General features: G+C 54.0%; 22 protein-coding genes. 17 read left to right on the top strand and 5 right to left on the bottom strand.

Features of this window, described 5'->3' with window-relative positions; genetic code table 11:
* The first annotated feature begins 15 nt into the window (after positions 1-15).
* The 4 genes from mreC to rodA are packed head-to-tail and all read left to right on the top strand — an operon-like array spanning position 16 to position 4,488.
* On the top strand, positions 16-933 hold the full coding sequence (gene mreC / locus QWY27_RS01450; RefSeq protein ID WP_290193983.1) for a rod shape-determining protein MreC: 918 nt from the start codon (positions 16-18) through the stop codon (positions 931-933).
* Positions 934-943: 10 nt separating this feature from the next.
* Positions 944-1,468 (top strand): rod shape-determining protein MreD, encoded by a 525-nt coding sequence (gene mreD / locus QWY27_RS01445; protein ID WP_435433431.1) that lies wholly within the window; start codon positions 944-946, stop codon positions 1,466-1,468.
* A 12-nt stretch (positions 1,469-1,480) separates the two neighbouring features.
* Entirely contained in the window at positions 1,481-3,352 is a 1,872-nt protein-coding gene (gene mrdA, locus QWY27_RS01440) for a penicillin-binding protein 2 (RefSeq protein WP_290193979.1), read from the top strand.
* Positions 3,349-4,488 (top strand): rod shape-determining protein RodA, encoded by a 1,140-nt coding sequence (gene rodA / locus QWY27_RS01435; RefSeq protein ID WP_290194101.1) that lies wholly within the window; start codon positions 3,349-3,351, stop codon positions 4,486-4,488. Before mrdA ends, rodA begins: the two co-directional genes overlap by 4 nt.
* A 35-nt stretch (positions 4,489-4,523) precedes the next feature.
* On the opposite strand, the gene mutY is transcribed toward rodA, so the two are convergent.
* The 3 genes from mutY to QWY27_RS01420 are packed head-to-tail and all read right to left on the bottom strand — an operon-like array spanning position 4,524 to position 7,272.
* Entirely contained in the window at positions 4,524-5,597 is a 1,074-nt protein-coding gene (mutY, locus tag QWY27_RS01430; RefSeq protein ID WP_290194099.1) for an A/G-specific adenine glycosylase, read from the bottom strand.
* Between the two features lie 17 nt (positions 5,598-5,614).
* The gene (locus QWY27_RS01425) at positions 5,615-6,523 is read right to left on the bottom strand and encodes a cell division protein FtsX (protein ID WP_290193977.1); all 909 of its coding nucleotides are present in this window, start codon (positions 6,521-6,523) and stop codon (positions 5,615-5,617) included.
* Complete coding sequence (locus QWY27_RS01420; RefSeq protein ID WP_290193976.1) at positions 6,520-7,272, bottom strand: cell division ATP-binding protein FtsE; 753 nt, start codon at positions 7,270-7,272, stop codon at positions 6,520-6,522. Before QWY27_RS01420 ends, QWY27_RS01425 begins: the two co-directional genes overlap by 4 nt.
* Positions 7,273-7,471: 199 nt before the next feature.
* Here QWY27_RS01420 and QWY27_RS01415 point away from each other — a divergent pair, with 199 nt between their 5' ends.
* From QWY27_RS01415 to QWY27_RS01395, 5 genes are read left to right on the top strand one after another with little or no spacing between them, the layout of a single operon-like run.
* Positions 7,472-8,488: an amino acid ABC transporter substrate-binding protein gene (locus QWY27_RS01415; RefSeq protein WP_290193974.1), complete on the top strand. Its 1,017-nt coding sequence runs from the start codon at positions 7,472-7,474 to the stop codon at positions 8,486-8,488.
* Between the two features lie 46 nt (positions 8,489-8,534).
* On the top strand, positions 8,535-9,725 hold the full coding sequence (locus QWY27_RS01410) for an amino acid ABC transporter permease (protein ID WP_290193973.1): 1,191 nt from the start codon (positions 8,535-8,537) through the stop codon (positions 9,723-9,725).
* Between the two features lies 1 nt (position 9,726).
* Entirely contained in the window at positions 9,727-10,824 is a 1,098-nt protein-coding gene (locus QWY27_RS01405) for an amino acid ABC transporter permease (protein ID WP_290193972.1), read from the top strand.
* A 47-nt stretch (positions 10,825-10,871) separates the two neighbouring features.
* On the top strand, positions 10,872-11,612 hold the full coding sequence (locus QWY27_RS01400) for an amino acid ABC transporter ATP-binding protein (RefSeq protein WP_290193971.1): 741 nt from the start codon (positions 10,872-10,874) through the stop codon (positions 11,610-11,612).
* Between the two features lie 11 nt (positions 11,613-11,623).
* On the top strand, positions 11,624-12,634 hold the full coding sequence (locus QWY27_RS01395) for a Bug family tripartite tricarboxylate transporter substrate binding protein (protein WP_290193970.1): 1,011 nt from the start codon (positions 11,624-11,626) through the stop codon (positions 12,632-12,634).
* Between the two features lie 45 nt (positions 12,635-12,679).
* Here the strand turns inward: QWY27_RS01395 and QWY27_RS01390 are convergent, their stop codons facing one another.
* Positions 12,680-14,095, bottom strand: coding sequence for a DHA2 family efflux MFS transporter permease subunit (locus QWY27_RS01390; RefSeq protein ID WP_290193969.1), 1,416 nt, complete (start codon positions 14,093-14,095; stop codon positions 12,680-12,682).
* 51 nt (positions 14,096-14,146) lie between these two features.
* Here QWY27_RS01390 and QWY27_RS01385 point away from each other — a divergent pair, with 51 nt between their 5' ends.
* The 4 genes from QWY27_RS01385 to QWY27_RS01370 all read left to right on the top strand — a co-directional run bounded on the left by QWY27_RS01385 (position 14,147) and on the right by QWY27_RS01370 (position 16,515).
* Entirely contained in the window at positions 14,147-14,335 is a 189-nt protein-coding gene (locus QWY27_RS01385) for a DUF3460 family protein (RefSeq protein WP_290193968.1), read from the top strand.
* A gap of 6 nt (positions 14,336-14,341) precedes the next feature.
* The gene (locus QWY27_RS01380; protein WP_290193967.1) at positions 14,342-15,220 is read left to right on the top strand and encodes a segregation and condensation protein A; all 879 of its coding nucleotides are present in this window, start codon (positions 14,342-14,344) and stop codon (positions 15,218-15,220) included.
* A 30-nt stretch (positions 15,221-15,250) separates the two neighbouring features.
* Positions 15,251-16,093 carry a pantoate--beta-alanine ligase gene (gene panC, locus QWY27_RS01375; protein ID WP_290193966.1) on the top strand — a complete coding sequence of 281 codons (843 nt, stop codon included), beginning with the start codon at positions 15,251-15,253 and terminating at the stop codon, positions 16,091-16,093.
* A gap of 173 nt (positions 16,094-16,266) precedes the next feature.
* The gene (locus tag QWY27_RS01370) at positions 16,267-16,515 is read left to right on the top strand and encodes a response regulator transcription factor (protein WP_290193965.1); all 249 of its coding nucleotides are present in this window, start codon (positions 16,267-16,269) and stop codon (positions 16,513-16,515) included.
* A gap of 19 nt (positions 16,516-16,534) precedes the next feature.
* Here QWY27_RS01370 and QWY27_RS01365 read toward each other — a convergent pair whose 3' ends face one another.
* Positions 16,535-17,311 (bottom strand): copper resistance protein NlpE N-terminal domain-containing protein, encoded by a 777-nt coding sequence (locus tag QWY27_RS01365; RefSeq protein ID WP_290193964.1) that lies wholly within the window; start codon positions 17,309-17,311, stop codon positions 16,535-16,537.
* Positions 17,312-17,412: 101 nt separating this feature from the next.
* Here QWY27_RS01365 and QWY27_RS01360 point away from each other — a divergent pair, with 101 nt between their 5' ends.
* Genes QWY27_RS01360 through QWY27_RS01345 form a run of 4 tightly spaced genes read left to right on the top strand, consistent with a single transcriptional unit; the run spans position 17,413 to position 20,764 of the window.
* A complete protein-coding gene (locus tag QWY27_RS01360) occupies positions 17,413-18,111 on the top strand; it encodes a prepilin peptidase (protein ID WP_290193963.1) in 699 nt (232 codons plus the stop codon).
* A gap of 10 nt (positions 18,112-18,121) precedes the next feature.
* Positions 18,122-18,724 carry a dephospho-CoA kinase gene (gene coaE, locus QWY27_RS01355; protein WP_290193962.1) on the top strand — a complete coding sequence of 201 codons (603 nt, stop codon included), beginning with the start codon at positions 18,122-18,124 and terminating at the stop codon, positions 18,722-18,724.
* Positions 18,725-18,782: 58 nt separating this feature from the next.
* The gene (gene zapD, locus QWY27_RS01350) at positions 18,783-19,535 is read left to right on the top strand and encodes a cell division protein ZapD (protein ID WP_290193961.1); all 753 of its coding nucleotides are present in this window, start codon (positions 18,783-18,785) and stop codon (positions 19,533-19,535) included.
* A 17-nt stretch (positions 19,536-19,552) separates the two neighbouring features.
* The gene (locus QWY27_RS01345) at positions 19,553-20,764 is read left to right on the top strand and encodes an MdtA/MuxA family multidrug efflux RND transporter periplasmic adaptor subunit (protein WP_290193960.1); all 1,212 of its coding nucleotides are present in this window, start codon (positions 19,553-19,555) and stop codon (positions 20,762-20,764) included.
* The last annotated feature ends 13 nt before the right edge of the window (positions 20,765-20,777 follow it).

Raw genomic sequence — 20,777 nt, 5'->3', positions numbered from 1 at the left:
TGGTACTGAGCTCAGATGCAACGACACGTCACCCTTCGTCTATTTCGGCGTGGCCCCGCCGCCGAGGTCACGCTGACATTTCTGGTTCTTCTCGCGATCGTTCTGCTGTTTACCGATGCGACGTGGAACAGGACTAATCCTGTGCGTCAGGCAATTGCGACGGCACTCTATCCCTTCCAGCGCGCGGTGCTTTTCCCACGCGACATGCTGACCATGGCCAACGAGTGGATCAATGCGGCTGCAACGATTAAGTCGGAAAACGAGGCATTGCAGCGACAGCGGATCGCTTTGGCTCAGGTATCAACCAACGCTGCTCTATTGTCTGCTGAAAATACGCAGTTGCGTCGCCTGTTGGGCGTGCTGGAGTCTGCTGTTGATCGACCGACCGTGGTGGTTGAGGTGCTCTACGAGCCTGTCAATGCTTTTACCAGACGTATCGTGTTTAACAAAGGCAGTCGCGCAGGGATCGCACAGGGTATGCCCGTGATCGATGAAAGTGGTGTGGTGGGTCAAATCACGCGTGTCACGCCGATGTCATCCGAAGCCGCCATGTTGACCGATGAAATTGTGTCTATTCCTGTTCAAGTATTACGTAATGGTCTGAGGCTGATTGCTTTTGGCTCAAGTACCCCGGGTAAGGTGGAGGTCCGTTATTTTTCCTCTGATGCTGATATCCGCGAGGGTGATCAACTGGTCACAAGTGGAGTGGGCGGGGTGTTTCCGGCGGGACTGTCGGTGGGACGGGTCGATCATGTCGAGCGTAATCCCGCCTCCGGTTTTGCGCGAGCCGAAGCACAACCTGCATCGCATCCGGAACGTCACAGACATTTTCTGGTCTTACAAGTACCGGTTGGCGATGGACTAAACCCCATGCCTTCAGCGGCTGCCATTTCACCCACGGAGCTTGCAGGTGCGACAGATAAAACCAAGTAAACGACCGCCCATGCCGATGGCGCATGCCGTCGGCCCGGAGTCAGTTGAAACGACATCGGGGGCTGGCTATGTGTGGTCTACCATGTTGCTGGTCTGGATTTTGTCCTTGTTGCCCTGGCGCGTCTGGCATTTCGCACCTGAGGTCTTATTGCTGGTGATTACCTTCTGGTCGTTACATGACTCACGACGTGTCGGGATGGTTGTCGCGTTTTTGTTTGGTTTGACACTTGATGTGCATGATGTGGGGCCGTTGGGCTTGCAAGCACTAATGTTCACCCTCACGGTGTACGGTGCACAAGCAATGCAACGCAGGGTCTTGCGTTTTGATTTGTTCCAGCAAAGTTTTCATTTGTTACCCGTATTTGTAGGCGCCAAGTTGATCGCCGTACTTATCGGATCCTTCTTGGTGAGTGCCTGGCCGGGCTGGGCGTGGTTAGTCAGCGCACTGCTGACCACTGCGCTATGGCCTTTAGTGAGTTGGTTGCTTATGTTGCCTCAGCATCGTTTGGAAGATGCTGAAGGTGGCTCAGCTTGAGCTTGACACGCCATGTTTGATTTCAAGCAAACAGATCAACAACAAAAAAGACGCTTTTTGCTAAGGGTGGTGGTGGCGGGCGTTTTTGCCATCGCGTGCTTCGGCTTGCTGGGCTGGCGCTTTTGGGTGTTGCAAGTCGAACGGCATGAAAGTCTGGCTGCTCGCGCAGACAGCAACCGTATCGCGGTTTTGCCGATTCCTCCGAGGCGAGGAGATATTTTTGATCGCAACGGCGAGGTACTTGCTCGCAATTATTTAAGTTACACCCTCGAAGTTGTTCCGGGTCGCGCAGGAAATATCGATGACATGCTCAGCCGACTGACGCCTGTCGTGTATGTCAGCAGCGCTGATCAGCGACGCTTTAAACGCAGAGTCAATGAGTCGGGTCGATATGCCAGCATCGTATTGCGTAACAACCTCAACGAAACGGAAGCTGCCTGGTTTTCCGCGCATTCCTTGCGTTTTCCAGGGGTTGAGTTGCGCGCGCGCTGGGTCCGTGAATACCCCCAGGGCAAATCCGCTGGGCACGTAGTGGGCTACGTGGGTCGCATTGCTGAAGCCGACGTTGCGATGCTCGAGGAAAAAGAGGAGCTCGGCAATTATCGCGGCACCGACATCATTGGCAAAAAAGGTATAGAAAAAAGCTACGAGAGTATTTTGCACGGCAAAACTGGTTTCGAAGAGGTTGAGGTCACAGCGCGCGGCAAACCGGTCAGACGGTTGCGCAAGGTGGATCCCACCCCAGGTTCAAATCTCGTCTTGTCGATTGATATGGACCTGCAGCGTATTGCAGAAGCCGCGTTCAAAGATCAGCGGGGAGCGCTGGTTGCGATCGAGCCTGCAACCGGTGACGTGTTGGCGTTTGTGTCGCAGCCCTCTTATGACCCCAACCTCTTTATCGATGGAATTGATGTGGAAAGTTGGCGTCGCCTGAACGAGTCGCCTGATCATCCCTTGATCAATCGACCTGTCTACGGCACGTATCCGATCGGTTCCACGTACAAACCGTTTGTCGCATTGGCGGCTCTGGAGCTCAATAAGCGGCGTGCAGCCGATCGCATCAACGATCCTGGTTATTTCGAATTTGGTGGTCAGCGTTTCCGTAATGCCGGATCTGCGTATTTTGGTTCGATTGATATGCATCAGGCGTTAGTGGTTTCCTCGGATACGTACTTTTACTCATTGGCGCCGGAAATAGGCGTCAACGCCCTGCATGATTTTATGAAACCCTTTGGTTTCGGACAGATCACGGGTGTGGATATTGATGGAGAGCGCAAGGGCGTTCTGCCCTCGACGGAATGGAAAAGACAAGCTTATAAAAAACGCGAACAACAGCGTTGGTATGCAGGCGAAACGATTTCTGTCGCTGTCGGACAAGGCTATAACTCTTTCACGCTCATGCAGCTTGCCCAGGCGACGGCCGTCTTAGCGAATGATGGCACTTATATGAAGCCGCACCTTGTGCGTGCGGTCAAAAATCCGACGACTGGAGAGGAGCGCTTGACTGTCGCTTCCGCTTCTCATCGTATTCCGTTAAAAACTGAAAATATTCAGGCGGTTAAACGTGCGCTCGCTGATGTGACGGTGTCAGGCACTGCGCGTCAGGCTTTTGCAGGCGCGCCTTATCAAACCGCAGGCAAGACAGGCACTGCGCAAGTGTTTAGTTTGAAAGGTGGTAAATATCAAAGTAGTGCGATTGATGAGCGCCTGCGGGATCATGCCTTGTTCATGGCGTTCGCTCCTGTGAAAGACCCCAAAATCGCGATTGCGGTACTGGTTGAAAATGCCGGATGGGGCGGAAGTGTCGCGGCGCCGATCGCACGTAAAGTTTTCGATGAGTGGCTGCTGCGGCAACCCAAGCCAAGCAAGGTCGTGACGCGATGAAAATGTTTTTCAAGTTTCTCGCGCGTGTCGTGACAGCCTTTGATTGGCCGCTGATGATTGTTCTGTTGTTGCTCGGAGCGACCGGTCTTTTGGTGATGCATTCAGCCGTGGGTGGCACGGATTGGCGATATGCGGACCATTTACGCAATCTGCTGATCGGACTCGCTGTCATGTGGGTTGTGGCCATGGTGCCGTTTCAATACATATTGAAATTCGCCGTGCCTTTTTATGTTGTTGGCGTGTTGCTGTTGTTGGGCGTGGAGTTTTTCGGCCACACGAGCAAAGGCGCGACGCGCTGGCTCAATCTGGGTTTTATACGGATTCAACCTTCCGAAATGTTGAAAATCGCCGTGCCTCTCATGCTTGCCTGGTACTTTAACAAGCGGGAGAGCTCGTTAAAATTCTATGACTTCTTTGTCGCGGGCGCGTTGCTGGCTGTACCCTTTTTGTTGATTGTGAAGCAGCCGGATCTCGGCACAGCCTTGCTGGTGTTTGGCGCCGGCTTTTGTGTGATTTACTTCGCAGGATTGTCTTTTAAATTACTGGTGCCTATCGTGCTTGCCGCAGTGATCGGAATCGGCGGCATCATCGTCTATCAAGAGGATTTGTGCAAAGAAGAAACGGACTGGGTGGTTTTACATACGTATCAAAAAAATCGCGTTTGCACCTTACTTGATCCAAATAATGATCCCCTTGGTAAGGGCTTTCACACGATCCAGTCAACGATCGCAGTGGGATCGGGTGGCGTGTATGGCAAGGGTTATATGAGCGGCACCCAATCGCATCTGGACTTTATCCCTGAGCGCACGACTGACTTTATTTTCGCCGTATTCGCCGAGGAGTTCGGTCTCTACGGCGGAGTTACTTTGCTGATTCTTTACCTGCTTTTGGTTTTCAGAGGCTTATCAATCGCGATTCGAGCGCCGACACATGCAAGCCGGCTGTTGGCGGGCGCGCTCACGATGGTGTTATTCATCTATGTGTTTGTCAATATTGGCATGGTCACAGGGATGCTGCCTGTGGTCGGCGTACCCTTGCCTCTACTGAGTTACGGAGGTACTGCGCTCGTGACGATAGGGATCGCGTGCGGGATTATGATGAGTATCAGCCACTATCAGCCAACTAGCGAAACGTGACGGGATTTACCATCAATCTTTATTTCAATAGCCGATCACTTCAACAGCTGATCAGCCATCAAGCCGTCGAGCAGTTTGCGAACAGGGGCGGGTAGTCCCAAAGAAGAGAGCCGGCTGTAATCAATCCAGCGTTGATGGGTTAAAGGGCGGGGTTCGGACACGTCGACTAAGGCTTGCGCAAGTAAAGGCGAAATTGTGAGTCGATAGTGTGTAAAAACATGTAAAAAAGGTGTAAGTGTTTGAACATGTTTAGGGATGATGCCGAGTTTTCCGCAAGCTTGTTCTGGTGAATGAGATGCATCAAATTCCGGCAAGCTCCAGAGGCCTCCCCAAATACCTGACTCGGGTCGTTGCTCAAGCAAGATATGTTGGTCGCAATACGCAACCAACATGCCGGTGGTGCGTTCCGGCAAGACCTTGCGTTGACGCGGCCAGGGCAACTCCTCTGTACGCCCTGTCAGCCGAGCTTGGCAGTCCTTTTTCAAGGGACAATCGTGACATCGTGGACGGCTGCGTGTGCAAAGTGTGGCACCAAGATCCATTTGACCTTGTGTATATCGCGCCATTGACTCCGGGTCGTTGGAGCAGGTTTTAAGCGAGGGTAGTTCTGCTCGGGCCAGTTGCCATAGTTGCGATTCAATGGCTCGGTGAGTGGGATCACCCTCCACAGCGAAATACCGGGTCAATACTCTTTTTACATTGCCATCTAATATGGCGGCGCGCTCGCCATAACAAAATGCGGCAATCGCCGCCGCAGTTGAAGGACCAATGCCGGGTAGGGTGGCCAGACCGGCGGCATCTTTTGGAAAGACGCCATGCCAGTCTTGCATGACCCGTTTGGCACAGGCATGCAGGTTGCGTGCGCGCGCGTAATAACCAAGTCCCGCCCACTGCGCCATCACTGACTCTGAGGAGGCGCGCGCAAGGTGTGCCACGTCAGGGAATTTTTCCAGAAAGCGCTGGTAGTACTCGATCACGGCGCTGACTTGTGTCTGTTGCAACATGATTTCAGAGAGCCAGACGCGATAAGGATCGCGCGTGTTTTGCCAAGGCAAGTCGTGGCGTCCGTGGGTTCGTTGCCACGCGATAATCCGGTTGGCCAGTCTCATCTTGTGACCGTTGCGTGTCAGAACCGCGTGTTGCGCTGGACAGACCATCTCGCTGATAGCGCGCCAAGTGCTGCCACGATTAATACGCAAAGCCCCAGTATCGCAGGCGAGGGTAAGGTCAGCGCGAACTCTGCATCGTAAGTGCGGGCCAGTGTTGCGAGCGCATCATTGAGCAGGGTGAGGGTGAGTCGTGCGATGCCCAGGCTGACGAGTGCCGCCAAGGTGCAGGTGAGCGCGCCGAGATACAAAAATGGACGCCTGACAAAGGACTCGGTCGCGCCAACGAGTCGTGCCACACCGATTTCTTCGCGTTGGGACAGCGCTTGCATGCGCACAGTGTTGAATACAGTAGCGAGTACAACCAGCATCACACTGAGTGCAAGGAGCAATAAGCCAATACGTCCGAAGCGCAAAAGCGCTTCGAGTCTCTGAACCCAGGCGCTGTCAAGTTGAACAAGATCGACCCCTTGCCATTTACGCCAGCTTGCAGCCATGAGATCGGCGCGTTTGGAAAGGTCCTCGGTCGAGGCAAGCTCGACCACAATTGCGTCGGGCAGGGGGTTGACGGGGAGCACTTTGAGCGCCTGCTCCCAAGCGGGATTGGCGCGTAGGTCTTCGAGGGCGCGCTGTTTGGGAATGACGCGGACGTTGACGATTTGATCAGAGTGTTCATCGCGAATGCGTTTTGCCAACTTGTCGGCAAGGCCAGGCGCCGCATCGGTATTGAGAAAGAGGGTGAGCTCAGGAGTGACGGAAACTTGTTTGGCGACAGGCTCGATCGATAGAAGAAATGAGGCGCCAAGCAGGGGGAGGGCCAGCGCCAGTGCAATGACCAAGAGATTGGTGAGCGAGGAGATCGGTTGAGCAAGAAGCCTCCTGACCGTAACAGTCAGGGCGTAACGATGTTGTCTGAGCAGGCTTTTCATCGTGTCGCTCCGCCCGGATGTGCGTCACCGATATGCGGTTCAATATTTCCCGAGGCAGCCGCTGGCATGTGGGACTGGGCCGTGCGGAAAGCGGCCGAGTCTGCAAACTTGCCGGGTTCGATCTTGAAGGCGCGCGTGGCGTACTCGGCCATCAACCCGTCATCATGTGAGGCAATCAACGTGGTGACCCCCACTCGATTGAAATCTTTAAAAACAGACATGATGCGACGCGCGGTGTCACGATCGAGACTTGCGGTTGGCTCGTCAGCGATCAAAATGGCGGGCCGATTGACGATTGCGCGCGCGATCGCGAGTCTTTGTTGCTCGCCGCCAGAGAGCTCGATGGGAGGTGTGTTTTCCTTGCTGCTCAAACCAACTTTATCTAGCGCGGCCCGCGCGCGGGCTCTAGCCACCTCTGTTGCTAGACCTGTCACTGTGAGGGGGAGCAGTACATTTTCTATCGCGCTTCGGTCATAAAGCAGATGGGTGTCTTGCAAAATGACGCCTACCGAACGCCTTAAATAGGGTCTGGCCCGCGCGGAAAGTTGCTCCAGGCGCTGGCCATTGACTTGAATGGAGCCGCGGCTCGGTGCTTCCAAGCCCCCAATGAGCTTCAGGAGAGTGGATTTGCCAGCCCCGGACGGACCGGCGACATAGACAAACTCTCCAGCGGCGACGCGAAAAGTAATGTCGGCAAGGATATTGCGTCCTTGACCGTAAGATTTAAAAACATGCTGGAATTCGATCATGACATCACATAGGTTATTCCCTAATAATAACCCTGCTCGCAGAGAATTTAATAAGCATATGAGTCAAGAATCATTGACTGCGAGGGATTTCCCCCATACATTCCGAGTGTGTATAGGGCTACCATTGGTGCCTTGCACAATCAGACCTGCGGTGAGCCCGGTTGGCAGCCGTACCTTTCAGTATTTCGGAGATCGAGTGATGAAATTCTTAAAATTAGCAGTAGTCGGCGCAGCGATGCTCGCGGCTAACACCGTCGCGCAAGCAGGTCCAACGTTCGACAACGTCAAAAAGAAAGGCTTTGTACAGTGCGGCACGAACACAGGCCTCGCAGGCTTTTCGGCCCCAGATAGCAAAGGCGTTTGGGCCGGTCTGGATATCGACATGTGCCGTGCCATTGCCGCGGTGATGTTCGGCGACGCTTCGAAAGTCAAATTCACTCCGCTGACTGCCCAGCAGCGCTTCACAGCCCTGCAGTCTGGTGAAATCGATGTGCTGACCCGTAACACCACCCAGACGATGACTCGCGACACCTCGTTGGGTCTGCTCGGTGCGGGCGTCAACTTTTACGACAGCCAAGGTTTGATGGTTCGTAAAGACTTGAACATCAAAAGCGCCAAGGAACTCAACGGCGCCACGATTTGCGTTCAGCCCGGCACGACCACTGAACTCAACCTCGCGGACTGGTTCCGTGCGAACAAGCTGACTTTCAAGCCAGTGGTGATCGAGAAAGTCGACGAGGTGGTCCGCGCCTATGACTCCGGTCGTTGCGACGCCTACACGACTGACAAGTCAGGCTTGGCTGCTTCGCGCACCACACTGAAGAATCCTGCAAACAACATCATCTTGCCTGAGGATCTTTCGAAAGAGCCCCTCGGTCCACAGGTTCGCCAAGGTGACGAGCAGTGGCTGAACGTTGTTCGCTGGGCACTCTACGCAATGATTGAAGCAGAAGAGTATGGCATCACACAAAAGAATGTCGATGAAATGCTCAAGAGCACCAATCCTAACGTGCAGCGTATTTTGGGTGTCACACCAGGAATGGGCAAGAACCTGGGTGTATCTGAAAAGTGGGCCTATGACATCATCAAGCAAGTGGGCAACTACGGTGAGAGTTTTGAGCGCAACGTCGGTGTGAACACACCGCTCAAACTTGAGCGTGGCCTCAATGCACAATGGACCAAAGGCGGCCTGATGTACGCCTGGCCCATCCGCTAATTTTTCTTGATACATAGGGGCGACCGCATTGCGGTCGCCCTAAGTTATGACGAAGCTTAAAGAATCACAAGTCGCGCCCCCTCCTCGAAGACGTCTGTCTTGGAATGATCCTGGCACGCGCTCAATCATTTATCAAATCCTTGCGCTGCTCGCTGTGGGCGGTGTTGCGTGGTTTTTGGTGCACAACACGCTGAGTAATCTTTCAGCACGAAATATTTCAACCGGCTTCGATTTTCTAAGTAAAGAGGCTGGCTTTGCCATTGGCGAGACACCTATCGCCTACAGTCCTGCAAGTACGTATGGACGGGCCATTACTGTTGGTCTGCTTAATACCTTACGTGTCGCGCTGATCGGGATTGTGCTGGCCACGATTCTGGGTACCATCATCGGGATTGCCCGTTTGTCCAGTAATTGGTTAATCCGCAAGATTTCAAGCATTTATGTTGAAGTCATGCGCAATGTCCCTTTGTTGCTGCAATTGTTTTTCTGGTACGCCATTATTTCTGAAACGCTGCCTGGTCCGCGTCAGGCCATCCATCCCTTGCCAGGCGTTTTTGTTTCCAATCGAGGCGTGCAAATGCCTTCGGTGCATGGCGATGGTTTGTTCTGGTTGTTCGCGGGCCTATTATTGGCCTTGGTCTTGATCTTTGCGATGTATAAATGGGCGCGCAAAAATCAGGAAAAAACAGGTCAGATTTTCCCGACGGGTCGCTGGTCTTTCGGATTGTTAATCTTCGTCCCGGTGCTTGTCTGGCTTTTTAGCGGCACCTCGATGACGCTTGATGTCCCCGAACTCAAAGGTTTCAACTTTGCGGGTGGCATGACGCTCTCGCCAGAGTTTGCGGCTTTGCTGATTGGGTTGGTGATCTACACCGCGGCGTTTATTGCCGAGGTGGTTCGTTCCGGCATTCAGTCGGTGGGACGTGGTCAGTGGGAGGCGGCCGAGGCGCTTGGACTCAAGCGTGGGCAGGTGCTGCGTTTGATAGTTTTGCCTCAGGCCTTGCGGGTCATCATTCCTCCCATGACCAGCCAGTATCTGAACATCACCAAGAATAGCTCGCTTGCTGTCGCGATCGGCTATCCCGATATCGTCTCGGTCATCAATACGACCTTGAACCAAACGGGTCAAGCGATCGAGGGCATCATGATGATCATGGCGGCCTACTTGACGGTGAGCCTGTCCATTTCGGTATTCATGAACTGGTATAACAAACGCATTGCGTTGGTGGAGCGTTGAGATGAGCACACCAACTTCGACTGTTTCGACAGAAAAAGCACCCACCGGGGGCGTGAGCGTATTTTCCTGGATGCGGTCTCAGTTATTTTCTTCCCCCATCAATAGCCTGTTGACGATTCTTTCAGTCTGGCTGTTGCTGGCGACCATTCCTGCGATGGTGGATTGGTTTTTCATCAATGCCAACGCCACCGCAACGACGGCGGATCAGTGCCGAGAATCGTCAGGCGCATGCTGGGCCATGATTGTCGAAAAGCATCGCATCATCTTGTTTGGTTTGTATCCTTACGATGAACAGTGGCGGCCGTTGATCGCGACAGGTATTTTGGTCGGAACCATCATCCTGAGTGGCTGGAGAAAACTCTGGAACATGTGGTTGCTCGCCATATGGACCGTTTCTCTGGTCTCTGTGGGAATTTTGATGTGGGGCGGTGTTTTTGGGCTGACCTACGTCGAAAACAGTCAGTGGGGCGGTCTGCCACTGACTTTGATTTTGTCTACCTTCGGTATCGCGCTGGCCTTTCCGTTGGGGATTGTGCTGGCCTTGGGGCGTCGCTCAAACATGCCCGCCATCAAGTCGATATGCGTGGTGTACATCGAGCTCATCCGGGGCGTTCCACTGATCAGCTTGCTTTTCATGTCCGCTGTGATGTTGCCATTGTTTTTGCCCGAAGGCATGAGTATTGACAAGTTATTGCGCGCCCAGCTTGCGATTATTTTGTTCGCCGCTGCGTACATGGCTGAGACGATTCGCGGGGGCCTGCAGGCGATACCCAAGGGGCAGTTCGAGGGCGCCGAATCACTCGGATTGAGTTATTGGCAGCAAATGCGCCTGATTGTTTTGCCCCAGGCACTGAAGATCGTGATTCCGCCTCTGGTGGGCTTGTTCATTGCACTGTTCAAAGATACCTCTCTGGTGGTGATTATCGGTATTTTCGACTTGACACAGGCGGCAAAGGTTGCGCTGACGGATCAGGCGTGGCGTGGCTTCAGCGTTGAGGTCTATATCTTTATTTCCGCGATTTATTTCGTATTTTGCTACTCGATGTCCAAATACAGTCAGTCGCTCGAAAAGCGTCTGGCCACCGGTCACGAGCGTTAGGGGCTGCGCGCCACTTTCTGGGCGCGCCCGATCTCTGGAGAATATGTATGGCTGACGCCATCATTCGCATGAAAGATGTCAATAAGTGGTACGGCAAGTTCCACGTGCTGCGCAACATCAACCTTGACGTTGCACAAGGTGAGCGCATTGTGGTTTGCGGACCATCTGGCTCCGGCAAGTCAACGCTGATTCGTTGTATCAACCGTCTGGAAGAGCATCAGAAGGGCCAGATCGTTGTCGATGGCACCGAGATCACCAACGACTTGCGTGATGTCGAGGCGATTCGTCGTGAAGTCGGCATGGTGTTTCAGCACTTCAATTTGTTTCCCCATTTGACGGTTTTGGAAAATCTGACGCTTGGCCCGATCTGGGTACTTAAAACCCCGAAAGCCGAAGCGGAAGCGCGTGCCATGAAGTATCTGGAGCGCGTGCGCATCAGCGAGCAGGCATTGAAGTTTCCCGGCCAGTTGTCTGGTGGCCAGCAGCAGCGGGTGGCGATCGCGCGTTCGCTCTGCATGGATCCTAAAATTATGCTTTTTGATGAGCCAACCTCGGCGCTTGACCCCGAAATGGTTAAAGAAGTGCTGGATGTGATGATCGGTCTTGCCGAAGAGTCTGGCATGACGATGTTGTGCGTCACGCATGAGATGGGGTTTGCACGCAAAGTCGCAGACCGTGTGATTTTCATGGATCAGGGTGAGATCATTGAGCAGAATACGCCCGATGCTTTCTTTGACAACCCTCAGAACGAGCGTACCAAACTCTTTTTGAGTCAAATCCTCCACTAATTGGAACGATCATGACGGCTGCACCCAGCAAATTTCGCAGACTTTTATTGTTGACTCTCGGTTTCGGCGCCATTTCATTTGGCTGGGCGACGCACGCTCAAGTTTCCAGCGAATGGCCGACCAAACCCTTGCGTTTTGTCGTGCCTTACCCACCCGGCGGGCCGCTCGATACGATCGCGCGCGTATTGGCCGAACAGGTTAAACCAACGCTTGGCCAGCCCGTTATCGTTGAAAATAGACCCGGTGCGGGTGGCAACATCGGGGCCGATCTGATCGCCAAGGCTCAGCCTGATGGATATTCATTGGTAATGGGCGCTGTGGCCACACATGCAATCAATCCTTCGCTCTACAGCAAAATTCCCTACGATGCTGTACGTGATTTTGCACCGGTTGCATTGGTGGCTTCTGTACCGAATGTCCTGATCGTCAACAAAGAGTTCGCTGACAAGCAAGGTATCCGCACGATGCAGGATCTTGTCCGATACGCGCTGGCGCATCCAGGCAAGTTGAATTATGGATCGGGTGGTTCAGGTAGTGCCGGGCATCTGGCTGGCGAGTTGTTGGCCGCGCGCACTCAGATGAAGGCAGTGCATATCCCGTATCAGGGCGCTGCACCAGCTAAGCTGGCTTTGTTGTCCGGACAGTCCGAGTTTATGTTTGATAATCTGGCTTCGGCCGCCAGCCTGATTAAAGAGGGCAAGGTTGTTGCGTTGGCTGTTACAACCGACAAGCGCTCGGATGTGTTGCCCGAGGTGCCCACTGTTCAGGAAACCGGTATCAAGCCTTTTGATATTGGCACCTGGTTTGGCGTGTTTACGACAGGTGGTACGCCGCCCGCAGTGGTCGACAAGCTGTATCAAGCCTATACCAAGGCGCTTGCGGATCCCGCTGTGCAGACCCGACTCAAGCAGATGGGATCGAACGCAACGACTTTAACGCCCGCTCAGTTTGCCGAGATGGTGGCTCAAGAGCGTCAAAAGTATCAAGAGCTCGTCAAACTATCTGGTGCGAAAGTCGACTGATAAGAAAGTCGACTCTTGGGCGAGACTGCTGATGGATGAGCAGTCTTACTCGCGTGATTGTCTGAGAGACTCTCCTGCAGCAGGGGAGAGTCTCCAGAAAGACAGGCTGGCAAGCGCGCATAACGTTCCAATGACAATAAAACCGACCATCACATCGGCAGCGATGAGTGTGTCGCTGCCCCGCCAGGCCATACTTAGACTGAGCGCTTCGGCTGCGATACCCACGCCGAGGCTGATGCCCAGCTGCTGTGCCATGGCGGCGAAACTACTCGCACGGCTCATGCCAGCATGCGCGATGTCTGCATAGGCAAGCGTGTTGACTGCTGTGAACTGCAGGGAGCGGAAAAACCCTCCGATCAACAGTATGCCCAACATGATGATTGCAGGCATATCGGCTGTGAAGCTTGCACAGGCAGCTAGACTGGCTCCTGTCAGGATGGCATTGACTGTTAATACATGTCGGTAGCCCCAGCGGTTGAGAATGCGCGGCGCAGCCATTTTCATCATCAATGAGCCGACAGCCCCGACAAAGGTGATGAGGCCTGCTGAAAGCGCGCTCATGCCAAATCCTATCTGCAGCAGGAGCGCGAGCAGATAGGGTGTAGCACCGACACCAAAACGGCAGAGGTTTCCTGCGAGAACCGCTGTGCGAAAAGTCGGAATCCGCAGCAGGTTCAAATCCAGAATAGGATTGGGGTGCCGGCGTGCATGCAGCACGTACAGATAGCCTGTGAGTAGACCCGTTCCGATGATGACCAGGGAAATCAGGGCTGAGGTCCCACCCTGTCCAAGAGATTCAAAACCACTTACCAGGGCGGCCATGCTGATTGCGCTGAGTAAAAAGCCCACGACATCGAGCCGGGGAGACTGTGCATCGGAAGGCAGTTTTTTGACGAAACGCATGATCAGCCAAATGCCCAGGATGCCGATGGGAATGTTGATGAGAAAGATACAGTGCCAGGAGGCGTAGGTCACCAACAGGCCGCCCAGCGGGGGACCGGCCATAGGGCCTATCAAGGCGGGCATCGACAGGAACGCCATCGCCTTTAATAAATTATGCTTAGGGATGGTTCTGAGAAGAATGATCCTCCCTACGGGAACCATCATGGCCCCCCCCAGGCCCTGCACGACCCGGGATATCACCAGTTGAGTAAGCGAACTCGACAGGGCGCAGGTCAGTGAGCTGAGGGAAAAGAGCGCAATGGCCGCGATAAATACCCTGCGCGCGCCGTAGCGGTCAGCCGCCCAACCGCTTACCGGCACGAACATCGCGACAGCGATTAGATAAGACGTAATCGTGATGTTCATGCTGATCGGATCAGAGTTCAAATCGCGTGCCATGGCCGGCAGGGCGGTCATGACGATTGTTGAATCCAGCATCTGCATGAGGAGCGCGCAGCCGACAATAAACGGCAAGATACGCTCAGCGGGGGTGGGTGGCTCGAGGGGGTCGCTAGACATGGGTGGCTCTACAGTACACTAGCAGGCAGTCTAACCTTTTGTTGACGAGTTATGGCAGACCAATACACCTCCGAAATCACACAGTTCCTTCAAAAACTCAAGACGGAACACCCCGATATCGAGCAACGTCAGCGTGATGGACGCGCACGCTTGTGGGATCGACCACAGGATCCGGAGTTGATCGAAGGCTTCAAGCAAGCGCGTGTGCGGCAAAATCCTTACGTCTATCAGAACGACTAAACGCGGATGGCCTCGAATCCAGTTTCGGGCGAGCGACTGAGCGCGCTCGTTGATCCGTCAATCGACACCACGCCGGATGTGATTGATGCGGTTGCTCTTGCTCGGCTGTATGGCGAGCCATTATTTGCGCTCCCGAATGATCTGTACATTCCGCCTGACGCGCTCGAGGTCTTTCTGGAAACGTTCCAGGGACCTCTTGATTTATTGCTTTATCTGATTCGTAAACAGAACTTCAACGTTCTGGATATTCCCATGGCTGAAGTGACACGGCAGTATTTGTCGTATGTCGATCAGATCCGGATGCACAACCTCGAGCTTGCCGCCGAGTATCTCCTGATGGCCGCAATGCTGATCGAGATCAAAGCGCGCATGTTGTTGCCCGTCAAGAAAACAGATTCCGGCGAAGAACCAGAAGACCCCCGCGCTGAGTTGGTGCGACGCTTGCTTGAATATGAGCAGATGAAGCTTGCCGCGCAGCGGCTCGATGCGCTTCCTCAGCTTGGCCGAGATTTTCAACGTGCGCAGGCGTTTGCAGACTTACGGGTTGAGCGCGCCTTGCCAGAAGTCAGTGTCGAGGATTTGCGACAAGCCTGGATCGATATTCTTAAACGCGCCAAACTGAACGCCCATCATCACATCACGCGCGAGCAGTTATCGGTGCGTGATCATATGACACACATTTTGCGCAGGCTGTCGGATGTGCGGTTCATCGAGTTCGGCGAGCTGTTCATGGAGCGCATCTCAGAGGGCGCCGCGGTTGCGGTGGTGGTGGTTCACTTTCTTGCGCTACTCGAACTCTCCCGAGAATCATTGCTTGAAATCACACAGGCTGAACCCTACGCACCTATTTATGTGCGCCTGGCTTACACCAGCGCGGCGGTTTGATCGCTCGACACGCCGCATTCGGAGAATGTTTTGAAGGTTGTACACACTATTGAAGAGTTGCGTGACCAGTTGCGAGGCCAGCTGCGCGTATCTTTTGTGCCCACGATGGGCAACTTGCATGAAGGCCATTTGGCCCTGATGAAACTTGCCAGGCAACACGGAGACCCAGTTGTCGCGAGTATTTTTGTCAATCGGTTGCAGTTTGGACCCAATGAGGATTTTGATCGCTATCCACGTACCTTGAAGGATGACATCGCCAAGCTTGAACGCGATCGCAATGTTTATGTTTTATTTGCGCCAGATGAACGCGAACTGTATCCGGAGCCCCAAAGCTACCGCGTGCAGCCTCCACAAGAGCTGGGCGATATTCTTGAGGGTGAGCATCGCCCAGGATTTTTTGGCGGCGTCAGCACAGTTGTTCTCAAACTTTTTTCGTGCGTACAGCCTCGTGTGGCGGTCTTTGGCAAAAAAGACTATCAGCAGTTAATGGTCATCCGAAACATGTGTCGACAGTTTCAACTCCCTGTTGAGATTCTTGCGCATGAAACGGTGCGTGCCGACGATGGGTTGGCACTTTCCTCGCGCAACGTTTACCTGCAAGCAAGCGAGCGTCAAGAAGCGCCACAGCTTTTTGCTTTGTTGCAGTCCATGCAAAGCAAACTCCATGCTGGTCAGCATCATGTCGATCAGCTCGAACGAGAGGCTGTCGAGGCTTTGACCACGCGCGGCTGGCAGGTTGATTACATTGCTGTTCGACGTCGCCGTGATCTGCACAAGCCCAGCTTCGAGCAGGTGGCTGCGGGCGAGCCTCTTGTGGTGTTGGCCGCGGCCAAACTTGGCGCAACACGCTTAATCGATAATCTCGAACTTTAGCGCGCATCTCTTGCGTGTCGCGTCGTTCGCTTCATGCCAGAGCAATTAACTCTGATCATGCTCTTGTTGAAAGTGTCAAGAGGTACCTAGGGTAAATCCGCCTGTCAGATTTGACAGCTTACCCTTGAGGTTTTGTTCTGCCAGACTTCGTAGCGTGTTGATACGGAGGGAAGATGAAGCATCAAGATGACACCCGCGGGGCGGGTTGGCGAGCGTTGACCGCACGCGAGCGTGACGTGATCCACCCTGTGGCTGAGGGGCGGTCAAATAAATACATTGCAATCGAATTGGGTATTTCAATGCGTACGGTAGAGGCGCATCGCGCACGCATTTTTCACAAAATGGGCGTGCGCAACGCAGTTCAGCTCGCGCGAGAAGTGTGTACCAATCCAGAGTTATGTACCAATCCAGAGTCCGAGTGAGAACGTTGGGTGCGGCGTGTCATGGACAAGTTGGCGCTTTTGTTTTGTTGAGCTCGTCGATTGGATCCAGATCGGGCTGGCGCGTGAGCGTATATGTCAAGTTTGGAGAGTCGCCATTGATCGAGATCAGGCGCAGGACATTCGAAGAGGTTTGTGCGAGCTCGGCGCGCACGTTGCCTGAGGGATTGAGCAAGACGATACGCGGCACAGCTTGCGGGATTGCGCGCCAGCAACCCTGATCTGTGAGGGCTGCGCCGCTTTGGGCGGCTTGCTCAAGGTAGGTTGCCCGAGCACGCCACCGGCCATTAGGCGCGAGCGTGATCGTAATGCGCTGGGCGGAGCATTTCATTTCAGGATGAAAACAAGGCAGTGTCCCGGCAAAAGTCAAAGGCTCCGGGAAAAGCGTTGCTTGGAGTGTATCTGCCGCAGCGGCAGGCGCTGCTGTCGCACCAGTTGTGACAGGCTGCTGCCCTTGCCCTGACTGAGCGACCTGGCCTGATTGGCTCATTTGATTGGCTGAAGCACTGGTGCCCTGTACGGGCGCTGCATCGCTACCTCGACCTTTCAAGCCGATCTGGATCTGACTTGGCGCACGCAAAGTTTGCGAGCCATAAGGCGATTCGGCCTGCTCAATGGCGTCCGTCGTGGAGCTGGCAGCAGGAGGGTTGTAATAGCCTGGCTGCTGCATCTGTTGTTGCATTTGAGCGCAACCAGCAAGCAAAACGGGAAGACCGATCGCGATAAAACGGTAAATCGTGGCGGGGAGTATGGAGTGCCCTGCGGTTTGTCCTGACATGTTGGTCTTCCCAATTTAAGACTAATGGAGCTTACATAGAATGAACGCATTTTACGCACTTGGCATCGTCGCTGCACGTCACTGGCAAAGGAAATATTAAAGTGACTGATGACGGATTGGCACCTTTCCTGGGGATACTCGCGGGATTACTCGTATCGTTGCCGCTCATCTGGCTATCCTGGCAAATCCCTCAGCAAATCTTGGCAGGTACGCTTGTGTATAGTGGCCAGTTGCATGACGAGCCGGCGATCAGGGCGCTGCAGTGGCAGGATGCCCTACTGGTCTTGTTCCTTTGTCTCTGCGGGGCTGTCATCTCGACCCACAAGGGCTGGGAGCTTGGGGCAGTGGCGGCATTTTTATATTGTTCGGTTTCGCTGTTGCTTGCCCGAATCGATGCCCGCACGCGGTTGCTGCCCGATATGTTGACATTGCCCTTACTGTGGATCGGGTTACTTTGGCATGCGGCAGACATGGGCGAACAGTCGCTTGAGCAATCGGTCTGGGGTGCAGCGGCGGGCTATATTGTTTTATGGTTTCCCTGCATGGTCATGGGTAAATGGCGGGGCAGAGACCTGATGGGACACGGAGATTTCAAGTTTTCCGCTGCAATTGGCGCTTGGCTGGGGTGCCTGTCCATGCCTTTTGTGTGGCTGATCGCTTCGTGCACCAGCTTGCTGGTCGCCGTATTGGCTAAATTTTTAGCGGGCAGACGCCTGCGGGAACCGATGGCTTTTGGACCAAGTCTTGCACTTGGCGGTATCCTGATGCTGTTTTTTGATTGGCTATGGTCTAGTTTCTAGGAGAAGCGGGATGTTCAAGTTAGGTCTGACCGGCGGAATTGGCTCAGGCAAAACCCACGTTGCCAACCTTTTGGCCAGCTGGGGGGCAACAGTGATCGATACGGACTTGATTGCTCATCAGCTGACCGCACCGGCGGGCGGAGCGATCGAGGCGATTCGCGAGCGCTTTGGATCTGAGCTGATTGATGCGTCTGGCGCCCTCGACCGTGGCCGGATGAGAGAGCTCGTTTTTGCAGATGTCGCCCGGCGCAAAGAGCTCGAAGGCATTTTGCATCCCCGGATCGCTGATGAGGTGCTGAAACAAGCCCGGGAAGCAACGGGAATTTATGCTGTGTTTGTCGTGCCTCTGTTGATAGAGTCTGGACGCTGGCGGGACCGCATCGACCGCCTCTGCGTGGTGGACTGTGAAGAGGAGACGCAGATCGCGCGCGTGCATGCCAGAAGCGCCATTCCTGTCGAGACCATACGAAGGATTATGGCTGCACAGGTCACCCGAGCCGAGCGCCTCGCGGCCGCAGACGATATAATTTCCAATATGGCAACGACAACACTGATTGAACTTGAAAAACAAGTATTGGTCTTGCATAAAGCGTGGTGTAACCTAGCGAAGTGAGGCTAAAAGCGTTAAATCAAACGCTGATGCCGAGAGTTGGCTTGGATGACGAAAACCAGTGATTCTTTTTGAATACCCGTTTAATGAGCGAGTCCGTGCGCTGATGCGCCTGGAGTCTCTGCTCGATCGAATGATGTTCTTCGCCCAGCCTGGTGATGCAAGACATCATCAGGTTGCGCTGGCGGCATTATTTGATTTGCTCGATGCAACTGAGCGAACGGATATGAAGGGCACTGTGTTGCAGGATCTTGATCGTCAGCGCGGTGTCTTGCAGTCCCTCAAGGACCACCCGAGTGTCGACCCTAAAAACTTGACAGCCATGCTCATTGAAATCGAGCGTGTGATTAGCAATTTGAACGCTGCGGGTAAAACAGGACAGGAATTGCGCGCCAATGAGTGGCTAAGCAGTTTACGAGGCCGCTTGGCGGTGCCGGGTGGCGGCACGCAGGTTGACATGCCTTCTTTCCACGCGTGGCAATACAGAACCGAAGCGCAGCGTTGTGCGGATTTGAAGCGCTGGATGTCATCGCTCATGCCTTTGCAAGAAGGGATCAGCATGGTGATGCGTTTGTTGCGCGAGACCGGTCAACCAACGGATGCGATTGCACCGCAAGGCGCCTATCAGCAAATGCTTGCGGGTAAAACCTATCAGTTGTTACGCGTGTGGGTGGACGGGAAAGCCGGCGTATTCCCTGAAATCAGCGCCAATAAATATATGGTCTGGATCCGCTATTCCTCACAGGATGGCGAACAACGGCCGCAGGCCGTCACTTATGACGTGCCCTTCAAAATGACCCTTTGTGCCCTGTAGGGCCTGCTGGAACTCATATGTCTGAAAGCAATGTGGCAAGGTCGGCTTTTCGCTCGCCCTTGATGTGGCTGGTTATTGCCTTGGCGCTGGCGGGTGCGAGTTGGTGGTGGTTTGGTACGACACAAAAGCCCGCACCTAAAGGCCCTCCTGCCGGAATGAGCGCTGGTACGCCTGTCAGAGTTGTCGCCGCCCGCGTACAGGATCTCGATATTTATTTGCGGGGGTTGGGTACGGTCACGGCGCTCAATACTGTGACGGTTAGAAGCCGCGTTCAGGGAGAGTTGCTCGAGGTGCTGTTCAAAGAAGGTCAACAGGTCAAGGCCGGGACGCTTCTTGCGCTGATTGATCCGCGTCCGTATGAGGTTGCGCTCAATCAGGCCATTGGGACGCAACAACAAAATGAATCGCAATATGAGAATGCAAAGCGTGATTTACAGCGCTATCAAACGCTTCGCAAGCAGGATTCGATTGCTCCGCAATTGCTTGATACGCAAGCGGCACTTGTCAGAAAATTTGAAGGACAAATCAAAAGTGATCAAGCCGCGGTCGACAACGCAAAATTGCAATTAAGTTACACCCGGATCACGGCTCCGATCTCCGGCAAACTGGGTTTACGGCGCGTCGATGCGGGCAATCTGGTGAATGCGAATGATCCGCTTGGTCTGGTTGTGATCACTGAAACGCAGCCCATATCAGTCGTCTTTACCTTGCCTGAAAATGATCTGCCTGCCGTGCGTCAGCCGATGCTCGCCGGTGAGAAATTAGAAGTCAATGCCTATGATCGCTCTGATACCAAGCAACTGGCTCGCGGCACATTGATGTCGATCGATAATCAGATCGATATCTCCACTGGCACAGTCAAGTTAAAAGCGGAGTTTAAGAATGAAGACGATGCTTTGTTTCCTAATCAATTCGTCAACGTCAGGATGAAGGTTCGCACGGTGAAGGATGCGCTCACGATTCCTGCGGGTGCGATTCAGCAGGGCAATCGTGGTGCATTTGTCTATGTGGTCGAACCTGACGGAACGGCCTCGGTACGTGTGGTGAAAGTCGGTGATCGCACCGCGGAGGCCCTGGTGATTCTTGACGGTATCAAAGCGGGGGAACGTGTCGTGCTCGAGGGAACGGATCGGCTGCGCGAGGGCGCCAAGGTGCGTGTGATCGATGCCGCGGCAACACCTGCTGGCGCCGCGCCGCGAAGTGGTGCGACAGGCTCGACGAGACCGTAGCGGACATCTCATC

Source organism: Zwartia vadi, from assembly GCF_030410375.1.
GTDB classification, from domain to species: Bacteria; Pseudomonadota; Gammaproteobacteria; order Burkholderiales; family Burkholderiaceae_B; genus Zwartia; species Zwartia vadi.
The sequence above is the reverse complement of the archived record's forward strand: the minus strand, read 5'-3'. Positions and strand labels throughout refer to the sequence as shown.

What these genes read in the sequence shown, in the direction of transcription:
- mreC (WP_290193983.1), top strand. Translation starts at nt 16, where the DNA reads ATGCAACGACACGTCACCCTTCGTCTATTTCGGCGTGGCCCCGCCGCC.
- mreD (WP_435433431.1), top strand. Translation starts at nt 944, where the DNA reads ATGCCGATGGCGCATGCCGTCGGCCCGGAGTCAGTTGAAACGACATCG.
- mrdA (WP_290193979.1), top strand. Translation starts at nt 1,481, where the DNA reads ATGTTTGATTTCAAGCAAACAGATCAACAACAAAAAAGACGCTTTTTG.
- rodA (WP_290194101.1), top strand. Translation starts at nt 3,349, where the DNA reads ATGAAAATGTTTTTCAAGTTTCTCGCGCGTGTCGTGACAGCCTTTGAT.
- mutY (WP_290194099.1), bottom strand. Translation starts at nt 5,597, where the DNA reads ATGAGACTGGCCAACCGGATTATCGCGTGGCAACGAACCCACGGACGC.
- QWY27_RS01425 (WP_290193977.1), bottom strand. Translation starts at nt 6,523, where the DNA reads ATGAAAAGCCTGCTCAGACAACATCGTTACGCCCTGACTGTTACGGTC.
- QWY27_RS01420 (WP_290193976.1), bottom strand. Translation starts at nt 7,272, where the DNA reads ATGATCGAATTCCAGCATGTTTTTAAATCTTACGGTCAAGGACGCAAT.
- QWY27_RS01415 (WP_290193974.1), top strand. Translation starts at nt 7,472, where the DNA reads ATGAAATTCTTAAAATTAGCAGTAGTCGGCGCAGCGATGCTCGCGGCT.
- QWY27_RS01410 (WP_290193973.1), top strand. Translation starts at nt 8,535, where the DNA reads ATGACGAAGCTTAAAGAATCACAAGTCGCGCCCCCTCCTCGAAGACGT.
- QWY27_RS01405 (WP_290193972.1), top strand. Translation starts at nt 9,727, where the DNA reads ATGAGCACACCAACTTCGACTGTTTCGACAGAAAAAGCACCCACCGGG.
- QWY27_RS01400 (WP_290193971.1), top strand. Translation starts at nt 10,872, where the DNA reads ATGGCTGACGCCATCATTCGCATGAAAGATGTCAATAAGTGGTACGGC.
- QWY27_RS01395 (WP_290193970.1), top strand. Translation starts at nt 11,624, where the DNA reads ATGACGGCTGCACCCAGCAAATTTCGCAGACTTTTATTGTTGACTCTC.
- QWY27_RS01390 (WP_290193969.1), bottom strand. Translation starts at nt 14,095, where the DNA reads ATGTCTAGCGACCCCCTCGAGCCACCCACCCCCGCTGAGCGTATCTTG.
- QWY27_RS01385 (WP_290193968.1), top strand. Translation starts at nt 14,147, where the DNA reads ATGGCAGACCAATACACCTCCGAAATCACACAGTTCCTTCAAAAACTC.
- QWY27_RS01380 (WP_290193967.1), top strand. Translation starts at nt 14,342, where the DNA reads ATGGCCTCGAATCCAGTTTCGGGCGAGCGACTGAGCGCGCTCGTTGAT.
- QWY27_RS01370 (WP_290193965.1), top strand. Translation starts at nt 16,267, where the DNA reads ATGAAGCATCAAGATGACACCCGCGGGGCGGGTTGGCGAGCGTTGACC.
- QWY27_RS01365 (WP_290193964.1), bottom strand. Translation starts at nt 17,311, where the DNA reads ATGTCAGGACAAACCGCAGGGCACTCCATACTCCCCGCCACGATTTAC.
- coaE (WP_290193962.1), top strand. Translation starts at nt 18,122, where the DNA reads ATGTTCAAGTTAGGTCTGACCGGCGGAATTGGCTCAGGCAAAACCCAC.
- QWY27_RS01345 (WP_290193960.1), top strand. Translation starts at nt 19,553, where the DNA reads ATGTCTGAAAGCAATGTGGCAAGGTCGGCTTTTCGCTCGCCCTTGATG.